21 protein-coding genes and 2 tRNA genes are annotated in these 22,650 nt (G+C 61.2%); 8 read left to right on the top strand and 15 right to left on the bottom strand.

Features of this window, described 5'->3' with window-relative positions; translation table 11 throughout:
- From tuf to AB5Z09_RS04035, 3 genes are all read right to left on the bottom strand, one after another.
- Positions 1-1,171 (bottom strand): elongation factor Tu (gene tuf, locus AB5Z09_RS04045; RefSeq protein WP_368194691.1); only part of this gene is annotated, 1,171 nt, incomplete at its 3' end.
- 168 nt (positions 1,172-1,339) lie between these two features.
- Positions 1,340-1,414, bottom strand: a tRNA-Gly gene (locus AB5Z09_RS04040).
- Between the two features lie 38 nt (positions 1,415-1,452).
- Positions 1,453-1,537: transfer RNA gene (locus tag AB5Z09_RS04035), tRNA-Tyr, on the bottom strand.
- Between the two features lie 263 nt (positions 1,538-1,800).
- On the opposite strand from AB5Z09_RS04035, the gene coaA reads away from it, so the two are divergent.
- Entirely contained in the window at positions 1,801-2,739 is a 939-nt protein-coding gene (gene coaA / locus AB5Z09_RS04030; RefSeq protein WP_368194690.1) for a type I pantothenate kinase, read from the top strand.
- A 79-nt stretch (positions 2,740-2,818) separates the two neighbouring features.
- Here coaA and birA read toward each other — a convergent pair whose 3' ends face one another.
- Together birA and murB are read right to left on the bottom strand one after the other, a co-directional pair.
- A complete protein-coding gene (gene birA, locus AB5Z09_RS04025; protein ID WP_368194689.1) occupies positions 2,819-3,784 on the bottom strand; it encodes a bifunctional biotin--[acetyl-CoA-carboxylase] ligase/biotin operon repressor BirA in 966 nt (321 codons plus the stop codon).
- The gene (murB, locus tag AB5Z09_RS04020) at positions 3,781-4,818 is read right to left on the bottom strand and encodes a UDP-N-acetylmuramate dehydrogenase (RefSeq protein ID WP_368194688.1); all 1,038 of its coding nucleotides are present in this window, start codon (positions 4,816-4,818) and stop codon (positions 3,781-3,783) included. The genes birA and murB overlap by 4 nt, the downstream gene beginning before the upstream one ends.
- Before the next feature lie 127 nt (positions 4,819-4,945).
- On the opposite strand from murB, the gene AB5Z09_RS04015 reads away from it, so the two are divergent.
- Positions 4,946-5,599: a TrkA family potassium uptake protein gene (locus AB5Z09_RS04015; RefSeq protein ID WP_005339863.1), complete on the top strand. Its 654-nt coding sequence runs from the start codon at positions 4,946-4,948 to the stop codon at positions 5,597-5,599.
- Entirely contained in the window at positions 5,596-6,951 is a 1,356-nt protein-coding gene (locus AB5Z09_RS04010; RefSeq protein ID WP_368194687.1) for a TrkH family potassium uptake protein, read from the top strand. Before AB5Z09_RS04015 ends, AB5Z09_RS04010 begins: the two co-directional genes overlap by 4 nt.
- Before the next feature lie 41 nt (positions 6,952-6,992).
- Here AB5Z09_RS04010 and AB5Z09_RS04005 read toward each other — a convergent pair whose 3' ends face one another.
- Entirely contained in the window at positions 6,993-7,823 is an 831-nt protein-coding gene (locus AB5Z09_RS04005; protein ID WP_368194686.1) for a cupin domain-containing protein, read from the bottom strand.
- A gap of 101 nt (positions 7,824-7,924) precedes the next feature.
- On the opposite strand from AB5Z09_RS04005, the gene AB5Z09_RS04000 reads away from it, so the two are divergent.
- Together AB5Z09_RS04000 and AB5Z09_RS03995 are read left to right on the top strand one after the other, a co-directional pair.
- Positions 7,925-8,458 carry a carboxymuconolactone decarboxylase family protein gene (locus AB5Z09_RS04000; protein ID WP_368194685.1) on the top strand — a complete coding sequence of 178 codons (534 nt, stop codon included), beginning with the start codon at positions 7,925-7,927 and terminating at the stop codon, positions 8,456-8,458.
- Positions 8,459-8,471: 13 nt separating this feature from the next.
- Positions 8,472-8,912, top strand: a complete 441-nt coding sequence (locus tag AB5Z09_RS03995) for a DUF417 family protein (RefSeq protein ID WP_368194684.1) — start codon at positions 8,472-8,474, stop codon at positions 8,910-8,912.
- A gap of 40 nt (positions 8,913-8,952) precedes the next feature.
- Here the strand turns inward: AB5Z09_RS03995 and AB5Z09_RS03990 are convergent, their stop codons facing one another.
- The 3 genes from AB5Z09_RS03990 to AB5Z09_RS03980 all read right to left on the bottom strand — a co-directional run bounded on the left by AB5Z09_RS03990 (position 8,953) and on the right by AB5Z09_RS03980 (position 13,514).
- Positions 8,953-10,926 (bottom strand): DNA topoisomerase III, encoded by a 1,974-nt coding sequence (locus AB5Z09_RS03990; RefSeq protein WP_368194683.1) that lies wholly within the window; start codon positions 10,924-10,926, stop codon positions 8,953-8,955.
- 67 nt (positions 10,927-10,993) lie between these two features.
- The gene (locus AB5Z09_RS03985; protein ID WP_368194682.1) at positions 10,994-11,491 is read right to left on the bottom strand and encodes a response regulator; all 498 of its coding nucleotides are present in this window, start codon (positions 11,489-11,491) and stop codon (positions 10,994-10,996) included.
- A 55-nt stretch (positions 11,492-11,546) separates the two neighbouring features.
- Complete coding sequence (locus AB5Z09_RS03980) at positions 11,547-13,514, bottom strand: ATP-binding protein (RefSeq protein ID WP_368194681.1); 1,968 nt, start codon at positions 13,512-13,514, stop codon at positions 11,547-11,549.
- Positions 13,515-13,789: 275 nt separating this feature from the next.
- On the opposite strand from AB5Z09_RS03980, the gene AB5Z09_RS03975 reads away from it, so the two are divergent.
- Both AB5Z09_RS03975 and torA read left to right on the top strand, forming a co-directional pair.
- Positions 13,790-14,920, top strand: a complete 1,131-nt coding sequence (locus AB5Z09_RS03975) for a NapC/NirT family cytochrome c (protein WP_368152878.1) — start codon at positions 13,790-13,792, stop codon at positions 14,918-14,920.
- A gap of 23 nt (positions 14,921-14,943) precedes the next feature.
- A complete protein-coding gene (torA, locus tag AB5Z09_RS03970) occupies positions 14,944-17,424 on the top strand; it encodes a trimethylamine-N-oxide reductase TorA (protein ID WP_368194680.1) in 2,481 nt (826 codons plus the stop codon).
- 85 nt (positions 17,425-17,509) lie between these two features.
- Here the strand turns inward: torA and AB5Z09_RS03965 are convergent, their stop codons facing one another.
- The 4 genes from AB5Z09_RS03965 to AB5Z09_RS03950 are packed head-to-tail and all read right to left on the bottom strand — an operon-like array spanning position 17,510 to position 20,375.
- Complete coding sequence (locus AB5Z09_RS03965; protein WP_123173962.1) at positions 17,510-17,971, bottom strand: hypothetical protein; 462 nt, start codon at positions 17,969-17,971, stop codon at positions 17,510-17,512.
- 41 nt (positions 17,972-18,012) lie between these two features.
- Complete coding sequence (locus AB5Z09_RS03960) at positions 18,013-19,362, bottom strand: sensor histidine kinase (protein WP_128815778.1); 1,350 nt, start codon at positions 19,360-19,362, stop codon at positions 18,013-18,015.
- Positions 19,359-20,015 (bottom strand): response regulator transcription factor, encoded by a 657-nt coding sequence (locus tag AB5Z09_RS03955; RefSeq protein ID WP_005339826.1) that lies wholly within the window; start codon positions 20,013-20,015, stop codon positions 19,359-19,361. The genes AB5Z09_RS03960 and AB5Z09_RS03955 overlap by 4 nt, the downstream gene beginning before the upstream one ends.
- Before the next feature lie 21 nt (positions 20,016-20,036).
- Entirely contained in the window at positions 20,037-20,375 is a 339-nt protein-coding gene (locus AB5Z09_RS03950; RefSeq protein WP_058056208.1) for a PepSY domain-containing protein, read from the bottom strand.
- 63 nt (positions 20,376-20,438) lie between these two features.
- Between AB5Z09_RS03950 and AB5Z09_RS03945 the strand changes: the two genes are divergently transcribed.
- Positions 20,439-20,687, top strand: a complete 249-nt coding sequence (locus AB5Z09_RS03945; protein WP_013724184.1) for a PepSY domain-containing protein — start codon at positions 20,439-20,441, stop codon at positions 20,685-20,687.
- On the opposite strand, the gene msrQ is transcribed toward AB5Z09_RS03945, so the two are convergent.
- Together msrQ and msrP are read right to left on the bottom strand one after the other, a co-directional pair.
- Entirely contained in the window at positions 20,684-21,310 is a 627-nt protein-coding gene (gene msrQ, locus AB5Z09_RS03940; protein WP_368194679.1) for a protein-methionine-sulfoxide reductase heme-binding subunit MsrQ, read from the bottom strand. The two genes, AB5Z09_RS03945 and msrQ, sit on opposite strands and share 4 nt — an antisense overlap.
- Positions 21,301-22,302 carry a protein-methionine-sulfoxide reductase catalytic subunit MsrP gene (gene msrP / locus AB5Z09_RS03935; RefSeq protein ID WP_368194678.1) on the bottom strand — a complete coding sequence of 334 codons (1,002 nt, stop codon included), beginning with the start codon at positions 22,300-22,302 and terminating at the stop codon, positions 21,301-21,303. Before msrP ends, msrQ begins: the two co-directional genes overlap by 10 nt.
- Positions 22,303-22,650 lie beyond the last annotated feature (348 nt).

The raw sequence follows: 22,650 nt of genomic DNA, 5'->3' as shown, positions 1-22,650 counted from the left end.
TAGCTACAACACCAGCACCTACGGTACGGCCACCTTCACGGATAGCGAAACGCAGGCCGTCGTCCATCGCGATCGGCGCAATCAGGGTAACAACCATCTTGATGTTGTCGCCCGGCATTACCATCTCTACGCCTTCCGGCAGTTCGATGGTACCGGTCACGTCGGTAGTACGGAAGTAGAACTGCGGACGGTAGCCTTTGAAGAACGGGGTATGACGACCACCTTCTTCTTTGGACAGTACGTACACTTCAGATTCGAACTTGGTGTGCGGCTTGATAGAACCCGGCTTGGCCAGTACCTGACCACGCTCTACGTCTTCACGCTTAACACCACGCAGCAGCGCGCCGATGTTCTCGCCTGCACGACCTTCGTCCAGCAGCTTACGGAACATTTCAACACCGGTACAGGTGGTAGAAACGGTATCTTTGATACCAACGATTTCTACGGTCTCACCTACTTTAACGATACCGCGCTCTACACGACCGGTAACTACAGTACCACGGCCAGCGATAGAGAATACGTCTTCGATCGGCATCAGGAACGGCTGGTCAATCGCACGCTCCGGCTCCGGAATGTAGCTGTCCAGGTGGCCAGCCAGTTCCAGGATCTTCTCTTCCCACTGAGCTTCGCCTTCCAGCGCTTTCAGTGCAGAACCACGAACTACCGGCAGGTCATCACCCGGGAAGTCGTACTCGGACAGCAGTTCACGAACTTCCATCTCGACCAGTTCCAGCAGCTCTTCGTCATCTACCATGTCACACTTGTTCATGAACACGATGATGTACGGAACGCCTACCTGACGACCCAGCAGGATGTGCTCACGAGTCTGCGGCATCGGGCCGTCAGTCGCTGCTACTACCAGGATCGCGCCGTCCATCTGGGCAGCACCGGTGATCATGTTTTTAACGTAGTCGGCGTGACCCGGGCAATCTACGTGGGCGTAGTGACGGGTAGCGGTGTCGTATTCTACGTGGGAGGTGTTGATGGTGATACCACGCTCACGCTCTTCCGGTGCCTTGTCGATCTGGTCGAAGGCGAAAGCTTTACCACCGAAGTGCTTGGCCAGCACGTTGGTGATAGCTGCAGTCAGGGTGGTTTTACCGTGGTCAACGTGGCCGATGGTACCCACGTTAACGTGCGGTTTATTACGCTCAAATTTTTCTTTAGACATGATCGTCCCTCTAAACTAACGCTGAGTACGCGGTGGCAAGCTAACCACAGAACAGTTTATATGATGGATTTGAATCTGGTGGGAAAGAGAGAGGTACTGATGGCTGGTTCGCTTGCCGAACTCACCCTAGGGTGCGGCTCTGCTAACGCCTGAGCCATATCAGCATCTTGGAGCGGGCAGCGGGAATCGAACCCGCATCATCAGCTTGGAAGGCTGAGGTAATAGCCATTATACGATGCCCGCATTTCTCTAACCCAAAGAACTCAAACCGCAGAGAAATATGGTGGAGGGAGAAGGATTCGAACCTTCGAAGGCAGAGCCGTCAGATTTACAGTCTGATCCCTTTGGCCGCTCGGGAACCCCTCCAGACGCCAGATTGTCACAACGGTAATTCTGCTTGCACCCGTTGTGTTTATCGCTTTTGCACGGCAAATAGACGACAGACAGTCAAGCGTCGCGCATTTTATTGTAAGGTTTTGGGGGATGCAACCATTGAACCCGGCAAAATATGCTTTATTGCTGGGAAGTTTGCAAAAAAGCGGGGGCAAACAAGCCAATCCTGCTGCGTCCCTTGTCGCTCCCCCACCCTTGGTGTATGGTCGCCGTGCCCAAGAAACAGTGATGACACCATGACGACAGAGCATAACCCCTATCTGCAATTCACCCGCGAACAATGGGCGTTATTGCGCGATTCGGTCCCCCTGACCCTGACCGAACACGATCTGCAGACCCTGCGCGGGATCAACGAGAAGGTGTCATTGCGGGAAGTGGAAGAGATATATCTGCCTCTCTCCCGCCTGCTCAATCTCTATGTCAAAGCCAAACAGCGTCGCAGCCGGGTGCTGGAGCAGTTCCTCGGCCAGTCCCGCGGCAAGGGCACTTATATCATCAGCATTGCCGGCAGCGTGGCGGGGGGCAAAAGTACCACAGCCCGTATTCTGCAGGCCTTGCTGGAGCGCTGGCCGGAACATCCGCGGGTGGAGCTGGTCACCACCGACGGCTTCCTCTATCCCAACAAGGTACTGGAAGAGCGCGGCCTGATGCGCCGCAAGGGGTTCCCGGAATCCTACGACATCCGCCATCTGGTGGAGTTTGTCGCCAATATCCGCGCCGGTCACGAGAAGGTCGAAGCGCCGGTTTACTCCCACCTTATCTACGACATCATTCCCGATGAGAAGAAGGTGGTGGAGCAGCCGGACATCCTGATCCTGGAAGGGCTCAATGTGCTGCAAAGCGGCATGGACTACCCTCAGGAGCCCCATCGGGTCTTCGTGTCGGACTTCGTCGACTTCTCCATCTATGTGGATGCCGATGCCGATCTGCTGCGTACCTGGTATATCGAACGGTTCCTCAAGTTCAGAAGCGGCGCCTTCTCGGATCCCGACTCCTATTTCCATAACTACGCCAAGCTGACGGAGAGTGAGGCAACCCAGATCGCCAGCAACATCTGGCAAGATATCAATTATCTGAATTTGCAAGAGAATATCCTGCCAACGCGTGAGCGTGCCAACCTGATCATGACCAAGGGCCATGAGCACGCCATCGAGCAGATCAAGCTGCGCAAATGATGACTGCCGTTGCCGGATAACGAAGAGGGGGCCCGCGGGCCCCTCTTCTGTTTGGCATCATGAGCGGCCTTGCTGACCCTCAGTCGCCCCGGCGCAGGGAGAGCTCGCCCCCCAGATAGAATTTGATCCCTTCGCCTGTCTCCAGTCGCAGGGCGCCGCGATCGTCGATGCCACGGGCGATGCCGCGGATCTCCTGATCCCCCATCAGCAGGCGCACCGGGCGACCGGCAAAGTGATCGAGCCGGTTCCACTCATCGACAAAGCTTGCCAACCCCTGCTGCTCAAAGGTATGCAGCGCCCGCTGCAGATGGACGATCATCCGGGCTGCCAACTGATTGCGATCGACCAGCTCGGGATTGATGTGGCGCAGCTCGGCCCAGGCCTGATCGATCTTCTCACCTTCGCGGGCAGGCATCGCCAGATTGAGACCGATGCCGATCACCAGATGACAGCTGGCCCCGGCGCTACCGCTCATCTCTACCAGAATGCCCGCCAGCTTGCGGCCCTGATAGTAGAGGTCGTTCGGCCACTTGAGCTCGACCCCCTGATAACCAAGGGACTCCAGCGCTTCAACCACTGCCACGCCGACCGCCAGACTGAGCCCCATGGCCGCCGCCATGCCTTGTTCGAGTCGCCAGTACATGCTGAGGATCAGCTGGCAACCGAACGGCGAAATCCAGGGTTTGCCACGACGACCGCGCCCGGCTGTCTGACACTCGGCCAGACAGCTCTCGCCAGAGCGCAGCTCATTGGCCCGATCCAGCAGGTGTTGATTGGTCGAGCCAATGACCGGAAAACAGTGCACCGGCGCCATCGGGGCCAGTGCCTGCAAGGTAGCCTGATCATAGAGCGCCATCGGCACCGCCAGCCGGTAGCCCTTGCCGGTCAGGCTAAAGAGATCCAGCCCCAGCTCCTTGAGCGCCGCCATGTGTTTGCTCACCGCCGCCCGGCTGATGCCGAGCTGCTCACCCAGCTGTTCGCCGGAGTGAAACTGGCCGTCGCTGAGCAGAGTGATCAGGGTCTGTCTGATGGGAGTCAACGTCATGAGAGCACCTCGTCGAGCCAGGTTTCACCGTGCGCACCCATAAAACGCACCTCGTGCTCCAGCACCACGCCAAACGTCTGCTCCACGCTGTCGCGGACATGAGCCGCCAGCGCGATCAGCTCCATGGCACTGGCGCCCCCCAGATTGACCAGCACCAGCGCCTGCTCCTGATGAACGGCGGCGCGGCCGATGGCGAAACCTTTCAGCCCGCACTGATCGATGAGCCAGCCCGCCGCCAGCTTGGCCTGCCCTTCTCCGGCCGGATAGCAGGGCATCTGCGGATAGCGCGCCTTGAGATTCTCCGCCAGCGCGGCAGGCACCACCGGATTCTTGAAGAAGCTGCCCGCATTGCCGAGCACCGCAGGATCCGGCAGTTTGGCCATGCGGGTGGCACAGACGGTATCGAAGATGACCTGCGCCGAAGGCGCGTCACCGAGCGCTGCCAGCGGGCCATAGCCCAGCACCGGTTGCCACGCCTTGGGCAGTTTGAGCCCGACGGCGGTGATCAGGTGGGAATCCTGATACTCGTGTTTGAAGATGCTGTCGCGATAACCGAAGCGGCACTCTGCCGCCGCGATCCGTTCAATCTCGCCACTCTGCCAGTTGAACGCCTCGACATAGGCGCAGAAGTCGGCCAGCTCAACGCCATACGCACCGATGTTCTGCACCGGAGCTGCACCGACCGTACCGGGAATGAGCGCCAGATTCTCCAGCCCGAACCAGCCCTGTTGCAAGGTATGACGCACCAGCTGATGCCAATCTTCACCCGCCGCCACATGGAGCAACCAGTGATCGCCGCCATCTTCAGCGGTAATCCCCTTGAGCCGGTTGAGCACCACCAGACCGAGAAAATCGGTGGTGAAGAGCATGTTACTGCCGCCGCCCAGATTGAGGCGTGGCAACTGGTTGAGCTGCGGATCGGCACTCAGGGTTGCCAGATCGGCAACCTGCTCCACCTCGGCCAGCCAGAGGCAGTACGCATCGAGGGCAAGGGTGTTGAGCTTCAACAAGGAGGCGTTGGCATTCAGTTTCATCGGTCTATCCCGGCTTGGTGCAAGGGCGCAGTCTACCTCAAGTTACCCCATGACGAAAAACCCGAGCCCTTTTCGGGGGAATAGCAGTGGTTTAGAGTAGGCGACTTCAACTGCTGAGGAAAAACTCATGAACAACCAGTTTGCCGTCATCGGCCTGGGCCTGTTTGGCAGCGCGCTGTGCGAAGAGCTGCAACGGCAAGATGCCGAAGTACTGGCCATCGATATTGACGAGAGCAAGACCCGGCAAATCGCCGCCCTCTGCAATCACGTGATCGTGGCGGATGCTACCGACGAGGCCACCGTGGCCGAGCTGGGACTGGCCAATTTCGATATCGTCTTCGTTGCCATCGGTGACAACCTGGAGACCAGCATCCTCACCACCCTCGTCTTGAAAGAGGCGGGCGTGAAGAAGGTGTGGGTCAAGGCGCGCGACAAGTTCCACGCCAAGATCCTGCAGAAAGTGGGCGCCGACAAGGTAATCAACCCGGAGTGGGACATGGGCCGCCGGGTCGCCCAGAGCATGCTGGACAACCGACTGTTCGACTATCTGGAGCTGGGCCACGACATGGTGCTGACCGAGTTCGTGATCGGCCTGCAACAGAACGGCCGGGAACTAGGCGACTTCCATCTGCTGCAACAGAGCGATTTCCAGCTGCTAGCCATCAAGCGTGGTGACGTGCTGCACAACGTGCTGACCGGCAAGATGGAGCTGCAACTGGGCGACATCCTGATCCTGGCGGGCAACAAGCACGCCATCGACCACTGGCTCGAAACCCTATGATCAACTGGCGCAGCAGCTACGCCTTCGCCCTCCATCGGGAGCAGGACTCTCGTTGGAGCGAAGCCCGGCTGATCCTCGGCAGCTTTCTGATCATTCTGCTGATTGGCACCATCTTTCTGGTGCAACCCTCCAGCCACAATGGCGAGGTCACCTTCGTCAACGCCCTGTTTACCGCCACCTCGGCCATCAGCGTGACAGGTCTTGGCGTGGTGGATACCGGCACCGCCTTCACCCTGCAGGGGCAGATTTTCCTGCTGATGCTGATGGAGATCGGTGGTCTGGGCCAGATGACCATGACCCTGCTGCTGATCGCCATCTTCAGCAAGCGGGTCGGCCTACGCCAGCAGGTACTGGCCAAGGAGGCGCTGGGACAGGAGGGTTCGGTCAACATCATTCAGCTGGTCAAACGGATCGTGCTGTTCGCCTTTATTGCCCAGCTGATCGGCACCGGCATCATGGCGATCCGCTGGGTGCCCGAGATGGGGTTGGTACACGGCCTTTACGTCAGCTTCTTCCACGCGGTCTCGGCCTTCAACAACGCCGGGTTTTCGCTGTTTGCCAACAACCTAATGGACTATAGGGACGACCCCATCATCAGCCTGACGATCGCCGGTCTGCTGATCCTGGGGGGGATCGGCTTTACCGTCATCGTCGATCTGGTGCGCAACCGCCGCTGGCGCAAGCTGAAGCTGCACAGCAAGCTGATGCTGCTGATGACCCCGGCGCTGCTGCTGGCGGGAACCCTGATGTTCTGGTTGCTGGAACACAACAACCCCGGCACCCTCGGCAAGGCAGGTATCGGTGGCCAGCTTCTGGCAGCCTTCTTCCAGTCTGCCAGTGCCCGTACCGCCGGTTTCAATACCATAGATATCGGGCTGATGACCCCGGCGGCATTGCTGTTCCTGATGATGCTGATGTTTATCGGTGCCGGTGCCACCTCGACCGGTGGTGGTATCAAAGTCACCACCTTCGCCGTGGTGCTACTGGCGACCAAGGCGTTTCTGACCAAACGGCCCCATGTCACCGCTTTTGGTCGCACCCTGTCGCCCCAGATCGTGACCCGATCGCTGGCCATCATCATCGTCAGCACCATGGTGCTGATGCTGGCGATGTTCCTGCTGATGGTGACCGAGGATCTGCCGTTCGACAAAATCATGTTCGAGACCATCTCGGCATTTGCCACCGTCGGCCTCTCTACCGGCATCACCGCCTCCCTGAGCGAGCCGGGCAAGCTGATCCTGGTGCTGGTGATGATCTGCGGCCGTCTCGGCCCCCTGACCCTGGCCTTTATGCTGGCCCGCCCGGTCGAAACCCGCATCCGTTATCCGGAAGAGAACGTCTATACCGGCTGACCAGCCATGAACACGGGGCAGCCATTGGCTGCCCCGTTTTTTTATTCGGCTTGTTGTTGCGCCTTGAGCCAGCGCCCCGGGCTCACCCCCAGCTCCCGCTCGAATGCCCGACCAAAGGCGACACTGCTGCTGTATCCCGCCCCCAGCGCCACCTGCACCATAGGCTCCCCCGCCAGTAGTTGCTGGCAGGCTCGCGCCATGCGCCAGTGGGTCAGATAACCTAGCGGCGCTTGACCAACCCGCTCCTGAAACCTCGCGGCAAAGCGGGCCCGCGACATGCCGGCCTCCCGCGCCAGCGTGGCCACCGTCCAGGGTTCATCCCCACGCTGATGCATCACCGAGATCGCCTTGGCCAACTGGGGATCGGAAATACCTGCCAGCATCCCCTGCTGACACACCCCTTGCTCGACCAGATGACGCAGCAGCAGGATCAACAGTACCTCCAGCAAGCGGGAGATCAGCGGATCCTGCCCGTAGCGGGGGTGAAACGCCTCTTCAAACAGCTGACTCAGCACCGGCGTCAGGGCAGGCAACTCACGTAGCGGCAGCACCAGCGAGCCCGGTAATGCCAGTTGCAACGGCGATGCGCCCCCCTTGCCGAATGCGACATTGGCGCACACCAAATCACAACCCCCCAGCGTTCTGGGTTCAAGCTTGTGGGGACGCCCCCGAGGGAACAGGATCAGGGTCGGCTCCTCGAGCAGCAAGCTGGTTCCCCCCTCTTCACGCAGCATGACGGCACCGCTGCGCAGCAGATGAAGATGTCCGCCACTCGGATAATCATCACTGGAGGAGTTCTGGCACAGGTTGCCGGCGAAGAAGATCTTGGCTTCGGGGGAGGCATGAACCAACAGGGCAGAGAGCGGATCCATATTTGAGACGAATAGTATTTATTTGCAGACGATGAGTGATAAACCGTATCACGAATGACGGCACACTGTCTCCCGAACCTTCACTACCACAGGAGAAGATCATGAGCCGTATCCAACCCGTATCCCAGCCGCAACCCGCAGCCGCCCCGACCCTGGCCACCCTGCAACGCAATCTGGGTATGGTGCCCAACCTCTACGCCACCCTGGCCCACTCGCCAGCCCTGCTCAATGGCTTCCTGGGCTTTGCCGAGGCGCTTGGCAAGGGGCGCCTCACTGCCCCACAACGGGAGTTGCTTGCACTGGCCATAGGTCAAGCCAACGCCTGCCAATACTGTTTGTCTGCCCACACACTACTGGCGGGCAAGGCCGGATTCTCGGCCCAGGAGATCCGGGCAGCCCGACTCGGCCAGGCCTCGGCACCCCTTGATCACGCCCTGCTGCAACTGGCAACGGCGCTGGTCAGGCAGCGCGGAGTGATCAGTGACGAGCAGCTTGCTAGCGCCCGTGCCGCAGGCGTAGATGACGAGCTACTGCTGGAAGTGCTCGGCCAGGTGGTGGTCAATACCCTGACCAACTATGGCAACCACCTGGCGGCGACCGAGATCGACTTCCCGCCCGTCACTCTGACCCCTTAAACAAGGAGCCCCCATGCAGCAACATGACAAAGGCTTTCTGGTCGCCCTGGCGGGCGTGGTATTGACCCTGCTCTGGATCGGCGTCTTCAAGTTTACCCCGACAGAGGCAGCCGCCATCAAACCACTGGTAGCAAGCCACCCCTTGATGAGCTGGCTCTATGGTCCCCTGTCGGAACAGAACGTATCGAACCTGATCGGGGTGGTCGAGATAGTGATCGCCATCGGACTGGTCGTGGGTCTGTGGCAACCTCGCATCGGTTACTGGTGCAGCATGGGGGCTATCGTCACCTTCCTGACGACGCTGAGCTTCCTGCTGACCCTGACAGGTGTCTGGAAAGTGGTTGATGGCGTGCCAGTCACCGAGTTCTTCCTGTTCAAGGATCTGGTGTTTCTCGGTGTGGTTCTGCACTACCAGCACAGGATCCGTGCCAGCTTGTCCACTCAGGCAGCCTGACAACAATGCCTTTGGCGCCCGGGATGGGCGCCTTTTTTCGTTATGCCGCCCTGGTCTGGCGCTTGCTGGTCGTCTTGCGCGGTCGGGGCCCGCCAGTCGTGCTGGCTGCCGGACTCTTGCGTTTGGTAAAACGCCGCTTGCTGGCACCCGGCGCCTCCTTGGGCAGGGCGCTGAAGCTGGCGCCGGAGTCCTGCCGCGCCCCCTCGATCAGGCCGTTGAGCTGCTCGGTGAGCGGCCCCATAAACTGCTGGTAGCTGCCGTGGCGCTCGGCGATCTGGCCAAGGCTCTGCTCCCACAGCGCCGTCATATCCGGCGTGGTGGCAGTAGCAGGCAGTGCCTGCACCAGCGCCCGCCCGGTCGGGGTCGCCTTGATGCTCTTGCCCTGACGCACCAGAAAGCGGCGCTTGAACAGCAGGTCGATGATACCGGCCCGGGTCGCTTCTGTGCCGAGACCGTCGGTATCGCGCAGGGTTTTGCGGATCTCGGGATCTTGCACATAGCGGGCAATCCCGGTCATGGCCGCCAGCAGAGTCGCATCGGTGAATGACTTGGGTGGCTGGGTCATCTTCTCCAGCAGTTCGCCCCGCTCACAGAGCAGTTGCTCTCCCTCCTTCAGCGCGGGTAGCGTGCCCGCCTTCTCTTCGTCGTCATCCTCTTCCACCCCGAGCAGTGCCTTCCAGCCTGCCTTAAGGATGCGCCGCGCCTTGGCCTGAAACAGGCCACCGGCGATGCGCAGCAGCACCTTGCTGTCGTTGTATTCGAACGGGGGATAGAACTGCAGCAGATACTGGCGGGCAATCAGGCCATAGAGCTTCGCCTCGTCGGCCCCCAGCGTGGCGGGGTTGCCCTGCTTCTCGGTGGGGATGATGGCGTGGTGGGCATCCACCTTGCTGTCGTTCCACACCTTGCTGCGGATCTTGCCGTCCGCCTCGGCAACAGCCTTGGCCAGCGCAGGAGCAGTGGCAGCGATGGCGCCGCGCACCTGCTCGGCCCGCTTGAAATGGTCGGTCGGCAGATAACGGCTGTCGGAGCGCGGGTAGGTGATGAGCTTATGGCGCTCGTAGAGGCTCTGGCAGATGTCGAGCACCCGCTTGGCATCCATGCCGAACCGCTTGGCGGCATCGATCTGCAGGCTGGAGAGGTTGTAGGGCAGCGGCGCCGCCTGCTTGCGGGCCTGCTCCTCCACCGATTCGACCTGTGCAGGCTGGCCGTTGATCCGGCTCACCACCTTGTCGGCCAGCGCCCGGTTGAGCACCCGCCCCTCCTCATCCTGCCACGGCAGACAGGCTTCCGATGGCAGCCACTTGGCGGTGAAGCGCTCGTTGCTATCGGTCAGCAGATGGGCCAGCACCTCGTAGAAGGGTTTGGGGACGAAGGCCTCGATCTCGAGATCCCGCCGCACCACCAGCCCCAGCAGCGGGGTCTGCACCCGGCCAACCGAGAGCAGCTCGCTGCAACCGGCCTTGCGCCCGAGCAGGGTATAAGCGCGGGTCATGTTGATACCGTAGAGCCAGTCGGCCCGACTGCGGGCCAGCGCCGAGACCGCCAGCGGTACGAACTCCTTGTTGTCCCTCAGCTTCTCGAGAGCGCGGAGCACCGCAGGCGGGTTGAGATCGCTGATGAGGCAGCGCTGCACCGGCTTGGTTTTCGGGTAGCCGAGAAAGTCGATCACCTCGTCCACCAGCAACTGCCCTTCCCGGTCCGGGTCACCGGCGTTGACCACGCAGTCGGCCTGCTTGATCAGCCGCTTGATGACGGTGAGCTGGGTTTTGGTCTTGGGCTTGGCCACCAGCTGCCACTGGGCGGGGATGATGGGGAGATGCTCCATCCGCCACTGCTTGAAGGCGGCGTCATAGGCATCGGGCTCGGCCTGCTCCAGCAGATGGCCGATGCACCAGGTGACCACATCCCCCTGGGCTGTTTCGATAAAACCGTCGCCCTTCTTGTGGGGCTTGGGCAGGGCATCGGCAATGGCGCGGCCCAGCGTGGGCTTCTCGGCGATAAAGAGTCGCATCGGTGGCTACCTGCAATACTGTATATGCAGACAGTATACAACTGCCACCGCGAAAGCCCAACTGCCCCTACTCGTCGAACGGGTGATCGTGGATGGCGGCAAACAGCCGCGCCTGATTGAGCAGCGGCGCATAGTGGAAGGCATTTTCGCCATCTTCCGCCAGCAGGTAGTCGGTCAGCTGTTCGCGCACCGCCTCTTGCAGGGTCTCCAGCTTCCACGGCTTGGCGAGGTAGTAGTGCAACCCGCCGCGATTGACCGCTTCGACGGTGGCCTCCAGCCCCGCTTGTCCGGTCAGCAGCAATTTGCGGCTGGCCCGAGTGGTGGCACGCCGGTTCAGCTCCACCAGAAAATCGACCCCCAGGGTTCCCGGCATGATGTGGTCACAGAGGATCAGCGCCAGCTTGTTGCCGTCGCGCTCCCACTCCTCCACCACCGCACGCGCCTCATCGACGCTCTCGGCGGCTTCCAGTTCGAAGTGGGAACGGAACGGGGCGAGATCGTGGATCACCGCATCCAGCACCTCCCGCTCATCGTCCACACACAGGATCAGATAGTATTTGTTCATTGCTCCTCCTTGGCGACATGGTTTGGCACGCCGCGCGATTGATGCTGGCGACGGCTCAGGCCGCATGCTCCTTGTTGTGATGAGGTTCGCCCCCGTAACCGGCCTGCCCCATGCCGTCCAGCGGCAGACAGACCCGCATCCGGGTGTAACGGCCCGGTTCGGAGGCCACCTCAATCCGGCCGTGGTGCTGCTGAACTATCTGCAGCGAAACGCTCAGACCGATACCGAGGCCGAAATGTCCCTCCCGCTTGGTGGTGAAGTTGAGATCGAAGATCCGCTGCCACAGCTCGGGCTCGATGCCGCAACCGCTATCCTCGATCTCCACCATGGCCCACTCGGGATCCAGCAACCCGGTGCGAATGGTGAGTCGCCCCGGGCCGCTCATGGCATCCAGACTGTTGGCGATCAGGTTGGTCCACACCTGCTGCAGGGCGATGGGGTGACAGCGTACCAGCGGCAGCGGCTGGTACTCCTTGCAGAGCTCATGCTGCTTGAGGCGGTTTTCGAAAATCATCAGGGTATCTTCCAGCCCCTCGTGCAGGTCCACCAGCGAGGGCTCGGCCCGATCCTGCCGCGCATACTGCTTGAGGCTCTTGACCAGATCGCCGATGCGACGGGCACACACTTCGATATTGCGCAGGAAGCTGCCGGTCTGCTGGAACAGCTCCAGCCGGGAGAGCAGCGCCTCCCGCTCGTCGGCAGTGCGGCTGGCAAACCAGCGCTGCCAGTTCAGCTCGTCATCCAGATTCATCTGCACCGCCAGCCGCGCCTGCTGGCGGTCACCAAAGCGCCCCTCCGCCTGCCGGGTCTTGTCACGGATCTCGCTGGTCGAGACCGGCTGGGAGGAGAGCGCCTGACAGAGGGTCTGGTTGCCCAGACCCTTGATGGGGGCAGGTAGTTCGAGATTGACCAGATCGGGGATGGCGGCCCGCAGGGTCTCGCTGCCACGGATAATAGCCGCCACCGGGTTGTTCAGCTCGTGGGCGACACCGGCCACCAGCTGACCCAGCATCGCCATCTTTTCGCTCTCCACCAGCTGGGCGTGAGCGGCATCGAGGGAGTTGAGGGTCTGTTGCAGCCGCATCTCGGTGCGGATGCTGTTTTGCAGACGGCGGTTGAAGTGGCGCAGCAGCAGGTTGGTAAAGGAGGGGAGCAGTTCGCTGCGCGCCTGCATCACCCGGGAGAATTGCAGCTTATCGAGCTTGATCACCTCGGCACCGGTCAGAGTCACGCCGGTGGTGAAGGCGGGTTCTCCAGTCACAAATGACATGCCCCCCACCAGCGAGCCGGTGCGGTAGTGCACCACCTCCTGATCGATCCCCTGCTCGTCCCGCTTGCGCAGCACCACCTCCCCCTTGGCGATAAACCAGAGGAAGCTGTTGGGCTCCCCCTCACGGGTCAGCACATGGCCCGGGCTGTAGTGGCGGCAGACCCGCTCCTCGTCATTGCCCTCGAAAAACTGGTAGAGACCGTCGATCACCAGCCGCGACAGCTCTTCATCGCTGCAGTGGGTGTAATCCATAAAGCCCTGCCGATAGGCAGCCAACTGGCGATCGACATGGGCTCGCAACAGCTTCTGGTTGTCGAGCACGGCGGCATAGCTCAGCAGATCCGCCTCGGGACGCTGCAATACAAAGTGGCTGGCCTGCTCGATCACCGCCCGGCGCAGGCTGCCATCGCGCCAGGGGCGTTGCAGGTAGTAGTCGAGACGACCTAGGTTCACCGCCTCGATGATCGATTTCATCTCCGGCTGGCTGCCCAGCAGGATCTTGCGGCACGCCTCGTGACGGCTGCCGAGGCGGATCAGAAAATCAGCCCCTCGCCCATCCCCCAGCTCGCTGTCACACACCACCACTGCGGGTGGCTGCCCCTTTCGATCCAGTTCGTCCAAGGCCAGCTCCGCCGCCCCCTGACCGACTACCACCACCAGCGCGAAATGGCCGAGCAGCGGAGCCAACTCCTGTTCGAATTCGGCCAGCAGTTGCACGTTGGCGGCGACACACAGCAGTGAGAAAGGGCTCATCAGCGACACTCCGTTGAGGCTCACTGCTCACTATATCAGCGAATCTTGTGGGGTTTTGCGAGGGGGCTAACAGCTGTCGCGGAAAGTGCACAAATAAATAAAACAGAAAAAACTGAATTTAATTCGATAAATATGTCAACAACAAAACAAAAAACAAAATGTGACAACAATCAAAAATATAAACCATGATGGAGGTCAACGCCTTATCCCTATCATTACTACTACTATTGGACTAGTACTATGTAGGTAATTATTGACCGTAGGAAAACGCCGCCATGATTGGAAAACTGATAAGAAAAACCTGGTTCTGGCTCCTGCTGCTCGGGGCCCTGCTGGGTGTCGCGGCACTGGGTGTCACCGTGACCGTGCTGCACAAGACCAGCTCCACCGAATTCTGCGTCTCCTGCCACTCCATGCAGACTCCGCTCGCCGAGTATCAGGGCAGTGTCCACTTCCAGAACACCAAGGGGATCCGCGCCGAGTGCGCCGACTGCCACATCCCGGGCGACCCCACCTCCTACCTGTGGACCAAGATCCGCGCCGTGAAGGATATCTATCACGAGGCGATCGGCACCCTGGATACCCCGGAAAAGTATGAAGCCCACAAGCTGCGGATGGCCCAGTCCGTCTGGGACGAGCTGAAAGCCAACGACTCCGCCACCTGCCGCAGCTGCCACAGCTACGAGGCGATGGACATTCTGGCCCAGCGCCCCAATGCCCGCGCCGAGCACCCGGTCGCCATCAAGGAGGGCCAGACCTGTATCGACTGCCACCGCGGTGTCGCCCACATCATGCCTGACATGAGCGGCCTGGCTGCCGCCGGTGCCAGCGAGCTGGCGCAGGCTGCGGCCCAGACTCCGGCCAACGTCACCACCCGCTACGCCATCGCCACCACCCCGCTGTTCCTCGATGCCGCCGCCAAGACCGACGAAGGCACCCTGATGCCTTCGACCAAGGTGGAAGTGCTGGCCAACGAAAACGGCCGAGCCAAGGTGCAGATCGAAGGCTGGCAACAGGATGGTGTGAGCGAAGTATTCTACGCCGCACCGGGCAAACGGATCCTCAACGTACTGGTCGGCGATGCCGCCAAGAAAGCGCTGGTCACCGGCCAGAGCGAAACCGACAGCGCCACCAACCTCACCTGGCATCAGGTCAAGCTGACCGCCTGGGTCGACCAGAGCCAGCTCATCGGCGATCAGGGCAAGCTGTGGCAATACGCCTCCACCCTGATGTCCAACAACTGTACCGGCTGCCACGGCCTCACCGCGCTGGATCACTTCAATGCCAACCAGTGGATCGGCGTCATCAAGGGGATGGAATCTCGTACCTCCCTGACCCCGGAACAGGCTCGCATGTTGACCCAGTATGTCCAGAAACACGCCAGTGACATGAGCGCGGCCCACTAAGGCTGGCACAGAGGAAAACCGTTATGACTTTTTTCAATGACAAGAAGACCAATCTGTCCCGCCGCAACCTGCTCAAGGGGCTCGGCGCCTGCGCAGCCCTGCCCCTGCTCGGCGGCATTTTTCCCAAGAGTGCGCTGGCACAAGCCATCAGCACCGCATTGAGTCAGTTCCCGACCCTAGTGCCCGCCCAGAAGGGCATTCTGACCGGCGCCCACTGGGGTGCTTTCGAGGCGATCGTCGAAGATGGCCGCATGGTGCGCGTCCAGCCGGTAGCCGATGATCCGGCGCCGAACGATCTCATCGATATGGCGCCGTTCCAGGTGCACGCCAAGAACCGCATCAAATACCCCATGGTACGCAAGAGCTGGCTGGAGCATGGCCCGGGCGCCAAACCCGAGCTGCGCGGTGCCGACGAGTGGGTGCGAGTAAGCTGGGACAAGGCGATCGAACTGGTGGCCGGTGAAATCCAGCGGGTTCAGAGTGACTTCGGTCCGCAGGCGATCCACGCCGGTTCCTACGGCTGGAAGAGTGTCGGCATGTTCCACAACAGCCGCACCCTGCTGCACCGCCTGATGAACCTCTCCGGCGGCTTCACCGGTTATGCCGGTGACTACTCCACCGGCGCGGCTCAGGTGATCATGTCCCACGTGATGGGCTCCATCGAGGTGTACGAGCAGCAGACCGCCTGGCCCAACGTGGTCGAGAACGCCGAACTGGTGGTGCTGTGGGGGGTCAACGCTCAGGTCACCCTGAAGAACAGCTGGAACATACCGGACCACGAAGGTCAGGCCGGTTTCATGGCGCTGAAAGAGAAGGGCACCCGCGTCATCAGCATCGACCCCATCTACAACGAGACCGCCAAGCTGGTCGGCGCCGAGTGGATTGCGCCGAACGCCTACACCGACGTGGCCATGATGCTGGGTGTGGCTCACACCCTCTACAGCGAGAAGAAGCACGATCAGGCTTTCCTCGATCGCTACACCGTCGGCTTCGACAAGTTCCTGAACTACCTGCTCGGCAAGGATGACGGCCAACCGAAGAGCGCCGAGTGGGCGAGCACCGTCTGCGGCGTCGATGCCAAGGTGATCCGCCAGCTGGCTCTCGACATGGCCACCAAGCGCACCATGATCATGGCCGGTTGGGGCATGCAGCGTCAGCAGCACGGCGAACAGCCGAACTGGATGCTGGTCACTCTGGCCTCCATGCTGGGCCAGATCGGCCTGCCGGGCGGCGGCTACGGCTTCAGCTACCACTACTCCTCCGGTGGCAGCCCCACCGCCAAGGGCGGCATTCTGGCGGGTATATCCGCAGGTAATGCACCGAAGAACAGCCCGGCACCGATCCCGGTGGCCCGCATCGCCGACTGTCTCGCCAACCCGGGCAAGACCATCGACTTCAACGGCCGCAAGGTGACCTATCCGGACATCAAGCTGGTCTACGTGGCGGGCGGCAACCCCTTCCACCACCATCAGGACACCAACAACCTGCTGCAGGCGTGGCGCAAACCGCAGACCGTGATCGTTCACGAGCCCTACTGGACCGCCACCGCCAAGCACGCCGATATCGTGCTGCCGGTCACCACCAGCTACGAGCGCAATGATCTGGAGATGGGGGGCGACTACTCTCAGCGCTATGTGTTCCCGATGCACCAGTGCGTGCCGCCCCAGCACGAGTCCCGCAACGACTTCGACATCTTCAGCGCCATCGCCGCCAAACTGGGTGTGCAGGAGCAGTACACCGAAGGGAAGGACGAGATGCTGTGGCTCAAGCAGATGTACGATGGCATGGCGGCGCAGGCCCGTGGTGCACGCGTGGCGCTGCCGCCGTTCAACATGTTCTGGGAGTCCAACAACTACATCCGCTTCCCGATCCCCGAGGCCAACCGCCAGTGGATCCGTCACGCCGATTTTCGCGAGAACCCGCTGCTCAACCCGCTCGGTACTCCGTCCGGCAAGATCGAGATCTTCTCCAACACGGTGGCGGGGATGGGTTACGCCGACTGCGCTGGCCATCCCAAGTGGTATGAGCCCAAAGAGTGGGTGAAGAGCGAGGTGGCGGCGCGCTATCCGCTGTCGCTCAACACCTCCCACCCGACCCAGCGGCTGCACTCCCAGCTCGACAACACTCCGCTGCGGGACAAGTTCGCCATCGCCGACCGCGAGGCGATCATGATCCATCCCGCCGACGCCAAGGCCCGTGACATCGCCCAGGGGGATCTGGTGCGCGCCTTCAACGAGCGCGGCCAGATTTTGGTGGGCGCCCTGCTCTCCGAAGATGTGCGCCAAGGGGTGGTGCGGATCTGCGAAGGGGCCTGGTATGACCCGGCCAAGCCGGGCGAAGCGGGCAGCATCTGCAAGAACGGCAACGTCAACTGCCTCACCTTCGACGAAGGCTCGTCCAGTCTGGCGCAGGGCAACTGCGGCCACATGGCCCAGTTGCAGATCGAGAAGTACACTGGCCCAGTGCTGGCCAACACCGCCCACGCGGTACCGGCCAACGGCTAAGGCGATTGCCACCCAATAAAAACGGCGCCATCAAGGCGCCGTTTCTTTATCTGTCTGCCAAAACGCAGGCATGGTCGGGACGGGTTTAGAACTCCCCTTCCTCCATATACTCCTGCGCGCACTCAACCAGCTGCGGCCACAGCTCTTCCGGCACCCAGGCGTCCGGGTCATCTTCATCCCCGTCGTACTGGCTCCAGAAATAGCGGCGCAGGCCGGAGGCAAAGTCGTCGCTGATCTCGGCCAGCTCCGAGAGCGGCCCCAACCAGGCAATGCGGCGCAGGCCGGAGGCGAGATCGTTGATGGCATCCATCAGGGTGCGATCGTCGAAGCTCTGCTCCACCAGCAGGGTGAAGCGCTCGCGCGCCTGCTCGGTCTGCTCCTCGTCCAGCTCGCCCACATCGGCCAGCAGGTCGACAAAATCTTCCAGCAGGAACGCGATCAGGCCATCCCTGTCTTCAAACCACTGGATCTGGGCGCCCTTGACCCCCAGCACAGAGGCATCAAACGAATCGTCAAGGTGACACAGTGCCCACGGATCGTCGGTCATGCTTCTCTTCCTCAGGCTAAAACAAATGCCATATGTTATGCCTAGCTCTCGACTCTTGCCACCTTGGGCAACGAGAGGGAGGCGGCCAGACCGCCCAGTTCGGCGCGGCCCATGATGAAACTGCCCCGATAGGCTTCCGCCAGATCGGAGACGATGTTGAGACCCAGGCCCGAGCCCGGCACCTTCTCGTCGAGCCGCACCCCGCGCAGCACCGCCTTGGCGATCTGATCCTCGCTCATGCCGGGGCCGTCATCCTCGATACGCAGGGTGATCCAGCCTCCCAGCTCGGCGCTGGAGATGCGCAGCTCGCTGGCGGACCACTTGAAGGCATTCTCCAGCAGGTTGCCTACCATCTCGTCGAAATCCTGCTCTTCCACCCCGACCGCCAGATTGGCGGGCACCTGCAGATCCACCGTTTTGCCCGGATAGAGGCGGGAGAAGGCGCGGCAGATATACTCCACCCGCGCCCGCACCGGGGTCGAGACCCCGAGGATCTTGGCGGCGCCGGTCACCCGTGCCTTGCCGAGGTGGTAGTCGATATGGCGCTGGATCTGGTCGAGCTGCTCGCCGATGGCGGCCTGATCCTCCGGCGACAATTGAGCCACCTGATTGCGCATGATGCTGAGCGGCGTCTTGAGGGCGTGGGCCAGATTGCCGGTGTGGGAGCGCGCCCGCTGCAGCAGCTCGCCGTAGTGGTGCAGCAGCCGGTTGATATCCTCCACCAGCGGCTGGATCTCCAGCGGATAGCGCAGCCGGAAGCCCTCCTGATGGCCCTCGTGAACCCGCCCCAGTTCGCGGCGCAGCAGGTGCAGCGGCCGCAAGCCGTAGACTATCTGGAACATGAAGCCGAGCACCAGACCGGCGGCAGCAAAGCCGAGACCGAGGAACAGGCTGATGCGGGTCTTGTTGAGAGTCTGGGTCAGGGCGCTGCTGTCCTTGGCCATCACCAGAGTGAAGACCCGATCCGAACCGGGCAGCAGCACGGTACGGGTCATGATCAGCAGCGGCTCCTTGTTGGGCCCCTTGCCGACAAAGAGGTCGGGATCGCCAAACGCCGACTTGAGGCCATCGCTCTTCAGGTTGGTATCCCACAGGGAACGGGAGCGCCCCACCACATCGCGGCCCAGCTCCAGCTGCCAGTAGTAGCCGGAGTAGGGTTGATTGAAGCGGGGATCGGAGAGGGAGCCGGTGACCACCGGCAGGCCGGTTTTGGCCACTTCCAGCCGGGAGAGCAGATCATAGAGCTGCAGGCGCAAACCGTCGGCCTCCGCCTCCTGCCAGTAGTTGCGCATCATGGTCTGCAAGCTGAAACCGGTGGCGAACAGAAACAGCCCGCACCAGACCAGCGCGATGGCGACCAGTCGCCCCCGCAGGGTTCTGACCAGCCTCATTCGTTGATCCGGTACCCGAGGCCGCGCACTGTTTCAATCAGATCGGGGTTGGTTTTCTTGCGGATCCGGCCGATGAACACCTCCACGGTATTGGAGTCGCGGTCGAAATCCTGAGCGTAGATGTGGTCGATCAGCTCGCTGCGCGACACCACCTTGCCCCGGTGCTGCATCAGATAACCGAGCACCCGGAACTCGTGTGCAGTCAGTTTGATCGGGGTCCCTTCGTACCACACCTGCGACGCCGCCATGTCGAGCCGCACCCCGCCAATCTCCAGAATGGAGCTGGCGTTGCCCGCTGCCCGGCGCACCAGCGCATGGACCCGCGCTACCAGCTCGGCCACCTGGAACGGCTTGGTCAGGTAGTCATCGGCACCGGCGTTGAGCCCCTCGATTTTCTCGTGCAGCTGACCACGGGCGGTCAGCACCAGCACAGGGGTATCGATCCCCTTGCTGCGCCACTCTTTCAGCACGCTCAGGCCATCGCGCCCCGGCAGGCCGAGGTCGAGAATGATGGCGTCATAGGGTTCAGTCTCACCGAGGAAACCGGCCTCGTTGCCATCGTGGCAGAGGTCGGTGACAAAGCCGGAGAGGCGCAGCTGTTCGGCCAGCTGGCCAGCCAGAATTTTTTCGTCTTCAACAATCAGAATTCGCATGAACAGGCTTCCACACAGGGGTTATTCATCATCCTCGACCAGGGGCTTTGGCGGTTCGAACAGCCGCTCCAGATGGTGGCCCTTGGCCCACACCAGCTCAAGGTTGTCGGCCCGATAGGCTACCTTGATCACGCTGTTCTCCCGATCGATGACTCGCAGTTCATAGAGCCAGATACCATCCTCTTCCCCCAGATCCACCCGCAACACCCGCACCGGCAATCTGGCCGCCACCTCCATCATTTCATGGAAGGGCCGAACCCGTCCCTCATGGACAGCTTGCTGCAGCATGGCTTCATCAGGCGTGACCGCCTGTGCCAGCAACGGCAGCAATAACCCAAGCAGAGGGAGCGCTCTATTCATGGATGATTCATCTCCAAAAACCTAACATAATGGCGTTTATAGTCTGCCAGCCATGAATCCGGAATGAATATGATCCCGCGCAGTTTCCTGCTGATCCTTTGCCTGTTGAGTGCCACAAGCTGGGCGGCCCAGAGCCGTCTCGACATGGCCGGGCTGGTCAAACTCCTGCTGGCGCAAGGGTATCACGACATTCGGGAAGTGGAGCTGGAAGGGGACAAATTCGAGGTCAAAACCCTCAATCGCCAGGATCAGAAGGTGCATCTCATCGTCGATGCCTACACCGGCGAGATCAAACAACAAGAGGCCGATTAGGCCTCTTTTGCATTCCAGCGTCCCCGCATGGGGCGCAGCAGTTTCTCCCGCCTCGGCCAGAGCAGGGCGCAGGCCAGCAGCAGGTAGATGAGGGGCTCCCCCCAACCACTCTTGAGCGACCACCAGTAGTGCACCGGCACCAGCAGGGCGATGGCATAGACCCAGTTGTGCAGCTTCTGCCATGCGGCGCCCATGCGGCGCTGCAATGCGGGCAACGAGGTGATGCTGAGGGCGGCCAGCAGCAACAGGGCCACCATCCCCACCACTATATAGGTGCGCTTGACCAGCTCGCCGCCAATCAGGCCCCAGTCAAACTGCAGATCCAGCCCCAGCCACGCCATGAAGTGGAGCAGTGCCCAGACAAAACACCAGAGCCCGAGGGGGCGGCGCAGCTTGATGAGCTGCCCCTGCCGCCAACGCTTGGCCAGCGGCGAGACCAGCAGGGTGAGCAGCAGCAGGTTGAGCGCCCCCTTGCCGAGGTAGTGAATAAGCTCGGGCACCGGATCGCCCCCCAGCAGACCTGCCGGAATGGCAAAAACCAGCCAGAGCAGGAAACCCAAGGAGCCCAGATGCACCAGCGCCCGCAAGCCGCTGATATGGGCCGGTTTCAATCTCAGTACCATTGGCGCAGATCCATCCCCTGATAGAGCGAGGCGACTTCGTCACCATAGCCGTTGAACATCAGGGTCGGCTGACGCTTGGCGCCAAACACTCCGCCCTCGCCGATAAAGCGCTCGCTGGCCTGACTCCAGCGCGGATGATCCACCTGCGGGTTGACGTTGGCGTAGAAGCCATATTCGTTGGGAGCCAGCAGATTCCAGGTGGTCGGCGGCATCTCCTCCACCAGCCGGATCGAGACGATACTCTTGATGCTCTTGAAACCGTACTTCCACGGCACCACCAGCCGGATCGGCGCACCATTCTGGGCGGGCAGGATCTTGCCATAGAGCCCCATCGCAAGGAAAGAGAGAGGGTGCATCGCCTCGTCGATACGCAGCCCTTCGACGTAGGGATACTCGATGCCGCCCCCCAAACTGGAGGCTTGCCCCGGCAGCTGTTTCGGATCAAACAGGGTTTCGAAGGCGACAAACTTGGCACGACTGGTGGGCTCGGCACGGCGGATGATCTCTGCCAGCGAGATGCCATTCCAGGGCAGTACCATGGACCAGGCTTCGACGCAGCGCAGCCGGTAGATCCGCTCCTCCAGCTCGCTCTTGTTGATGAGGTCCCACACATCGAGGGTAAAGGGCTTGGCCACCTCCCCCTCCACCTTGAGGGTCCAGGGTTCGGGCTTGAGGTAATGGCCGTTGCGAGCCGGGTCGGACTTGTCGGTGCCGAGCTCATAGAAGTTGTTGTAACTGGTGGCCTTCTCTTCCGGTGTCAGTACCAGATTGGCCGGGCGCTCGGCAGGCTTGCTGTTAAGCGGCTTGGTGGCTAACTGGGGCGCATCCTCTTTACCACGCAGCAGGTCGAGCACTCCGGCCTGAGTGGGAAACGCCAAGGTGGCCGCGCCCAGACCCAGCCCCTTGAGAATAAGGCGGCGATCCTGATAGACGGCTTCCGGGGTGACATCCTGTTCGGTGAGGGGGTGAGCGGCACGACGCTTGATCAACATGAAAAACTCCCGGGGCTGAATGAGGCAGTATGGATAAGACCCGCCCCGGCAGATTTTTATTTCACACAATTTACATCATGTGGTGCAGGGGCAGTGCCTTGGCCATGGTGCCGACCAGAAACAAGACTACGAACACCAGCAGGGGAACGATCACATTTGGCGCCATCAGACTCACTCCATGAGCAGGACAGGGCCTCTAACTATGGCCGACTGTCAGGTCGGTCACCAATGAATTTTTTTCGCGAGCGCAAGCGTATTCCTGAGTTGAAAAGGGTGATGAAGATCACACACAATTCTGCCCCCGCTTGCCGCCCCGATTGCCGGGGGTAGGCTGCCCATTTTGCGAAG

The organism is Aeromonas sp. R2-2 (assembly GCF_040908355.1).
GTDB lineage: Bacteria > Pseudomonadota > Gammaproteobacteria > Enterobacterales > Aeromonadaceae > Aeromonas > Aeromonas veronii.
The sequence above is the reverse complement of the archived record's forward strand: the minus strand, read 5'-3'. Positions and strand labels throughout refer to the sequence as shown.

Coding starts and splice junctions, on each gene's coding strand:
- coaA (WP_368194690.1), top strand. CDS start 1,801: ATGACGACAGAGCATAACCCCTATCTGCAATTCACCCGCGAACAATGG.
- birA (WP_368194689.1), bottom strand. CDS start 3,784: ATGACGTTGACTCCCATCAGACAGACCCTGATCACTCTGCTCAGCGAC.
- murB (WP_368194688.1), bottom strand. CDS start 4,818: ATGAAACTGAATGCCAACGCCTCCTTGTTGAAGCTCAACACCCTTGCC.
- AB5Z09_RS04015 (WP_005339863.1), top strand. CDS start 4,946: ATGAACAACCAGTTTGCCGTCATCGGCCTGGGCCTGTTTGGCAGCGCG.
- AB5Z09_RS04010 (WP_368194687.1), top strand. CDS start 5,596: ATGATCAACTGGCGCAGCAGCTACGCCTTCGCCCTCCATCGGGAGCAG.
- AB5Z09_RS04005 (WP_368194686.1), bottom strand. CDS start 7,823: ATGGATCCGCTCTCTGCCCTGTTGGTTCATGCCTCCCCCGAAGCCAAG.
- AB5Z09_RS04000 (WP_368194685.1), top strand. CDS start 7,925: ATGAGCCGTATCCAACCCGTATCCCAGCCGCAACCCGCAGCCGCCCCG.
- AB5Z09_RS03995 (WP_368194684.1), top strand. CDS start 8,472: ATGCAGCAACATGACAAAGGCTTTCTGGTCGCCCTGGCGGGCGTGGTA.
- AB5Z09_RS03990 (WP_368194683.1), bottom strand. CDS start 10,926: ATGCGACTCTTTATCGCCGAGAAGCCCACGCTGGGCCGCGCCATTGCC.
- AB5Z09_RS03985 (WP_368194682.1), bottom strand. CDS start 11,491: ATGAACAAATACTATCTGATCCTGTGTGTGGACGATGAGCGGGAGGTG.
- AB5Z09_RS03980 (WP_368194681.1), bottom strand. CDS start 13,514: ATGAGCCCTTTCTCACTGCTGTGTGTCGCCGCCAACGTGCAACTGCTG.
- AB5Z09_RS03975 (WP_368152878.1), top strand. CDS start 13,790: ATGATTGGAAAACTGATAAGAAAAACCTGGTTCTGGCTCCTGCTGCTC.
- torA (WP_368194680.1), top strand. CDS start 14,944: ATGACTTTTTTCAATGACAAGAAGACCAATCTGTCCCGCCGCAACCTG.
- AB5Z09_RS03965 (WP_123173962.1), bottom strand. CDS start 17,971: ATGACCGACGATCCGTGGGCACTGTGTCACCTTGACGATTCGTTTGAT.
- AB5Z09_RS03960 (WP_128815778.1), bottom strand. CDS start 19,362: ATGAGGCTGGTCAGAACCCTGCGGGGGCGACTGGTCGCCATCGCGCTG.
- AB5Z09_RS03955 (WP_005339826.1), bottom strand. CDS start 20,015: ATGCGAATTCTGATTGTTGAAGACGAAAAAATTCTGGCTGGCCAGCTG.
- AB5Z09_RS03950 (WP_058056208.1), bottom strand. CDS start 20,375: ATGAATAGAGCGCTCCCTCTGCTTGGGTTATTGCTGCCGTTGCTGGCA.
- AB5Z09_RS03945 (WP_013724184.1), top strand. CDS start 20,439: ATGAATATGATCCCGCGCAGTTTCCTGCTGATCCTTTGCCTGTTGAGT.
- msrQ (WP_368194679.1), bottom strand. CDS start 21,310: ATGGTACTGAGATTGAAACCGGCCCATATCAGCGGCTTGCGGGCGCTG.
- msrP (WP_368194678.1), bottom strand. CDS start 22,302: ATGTTGATCAAGCGTCGTGCCGCTCACCCCCTCACCGAACAGGATGTC.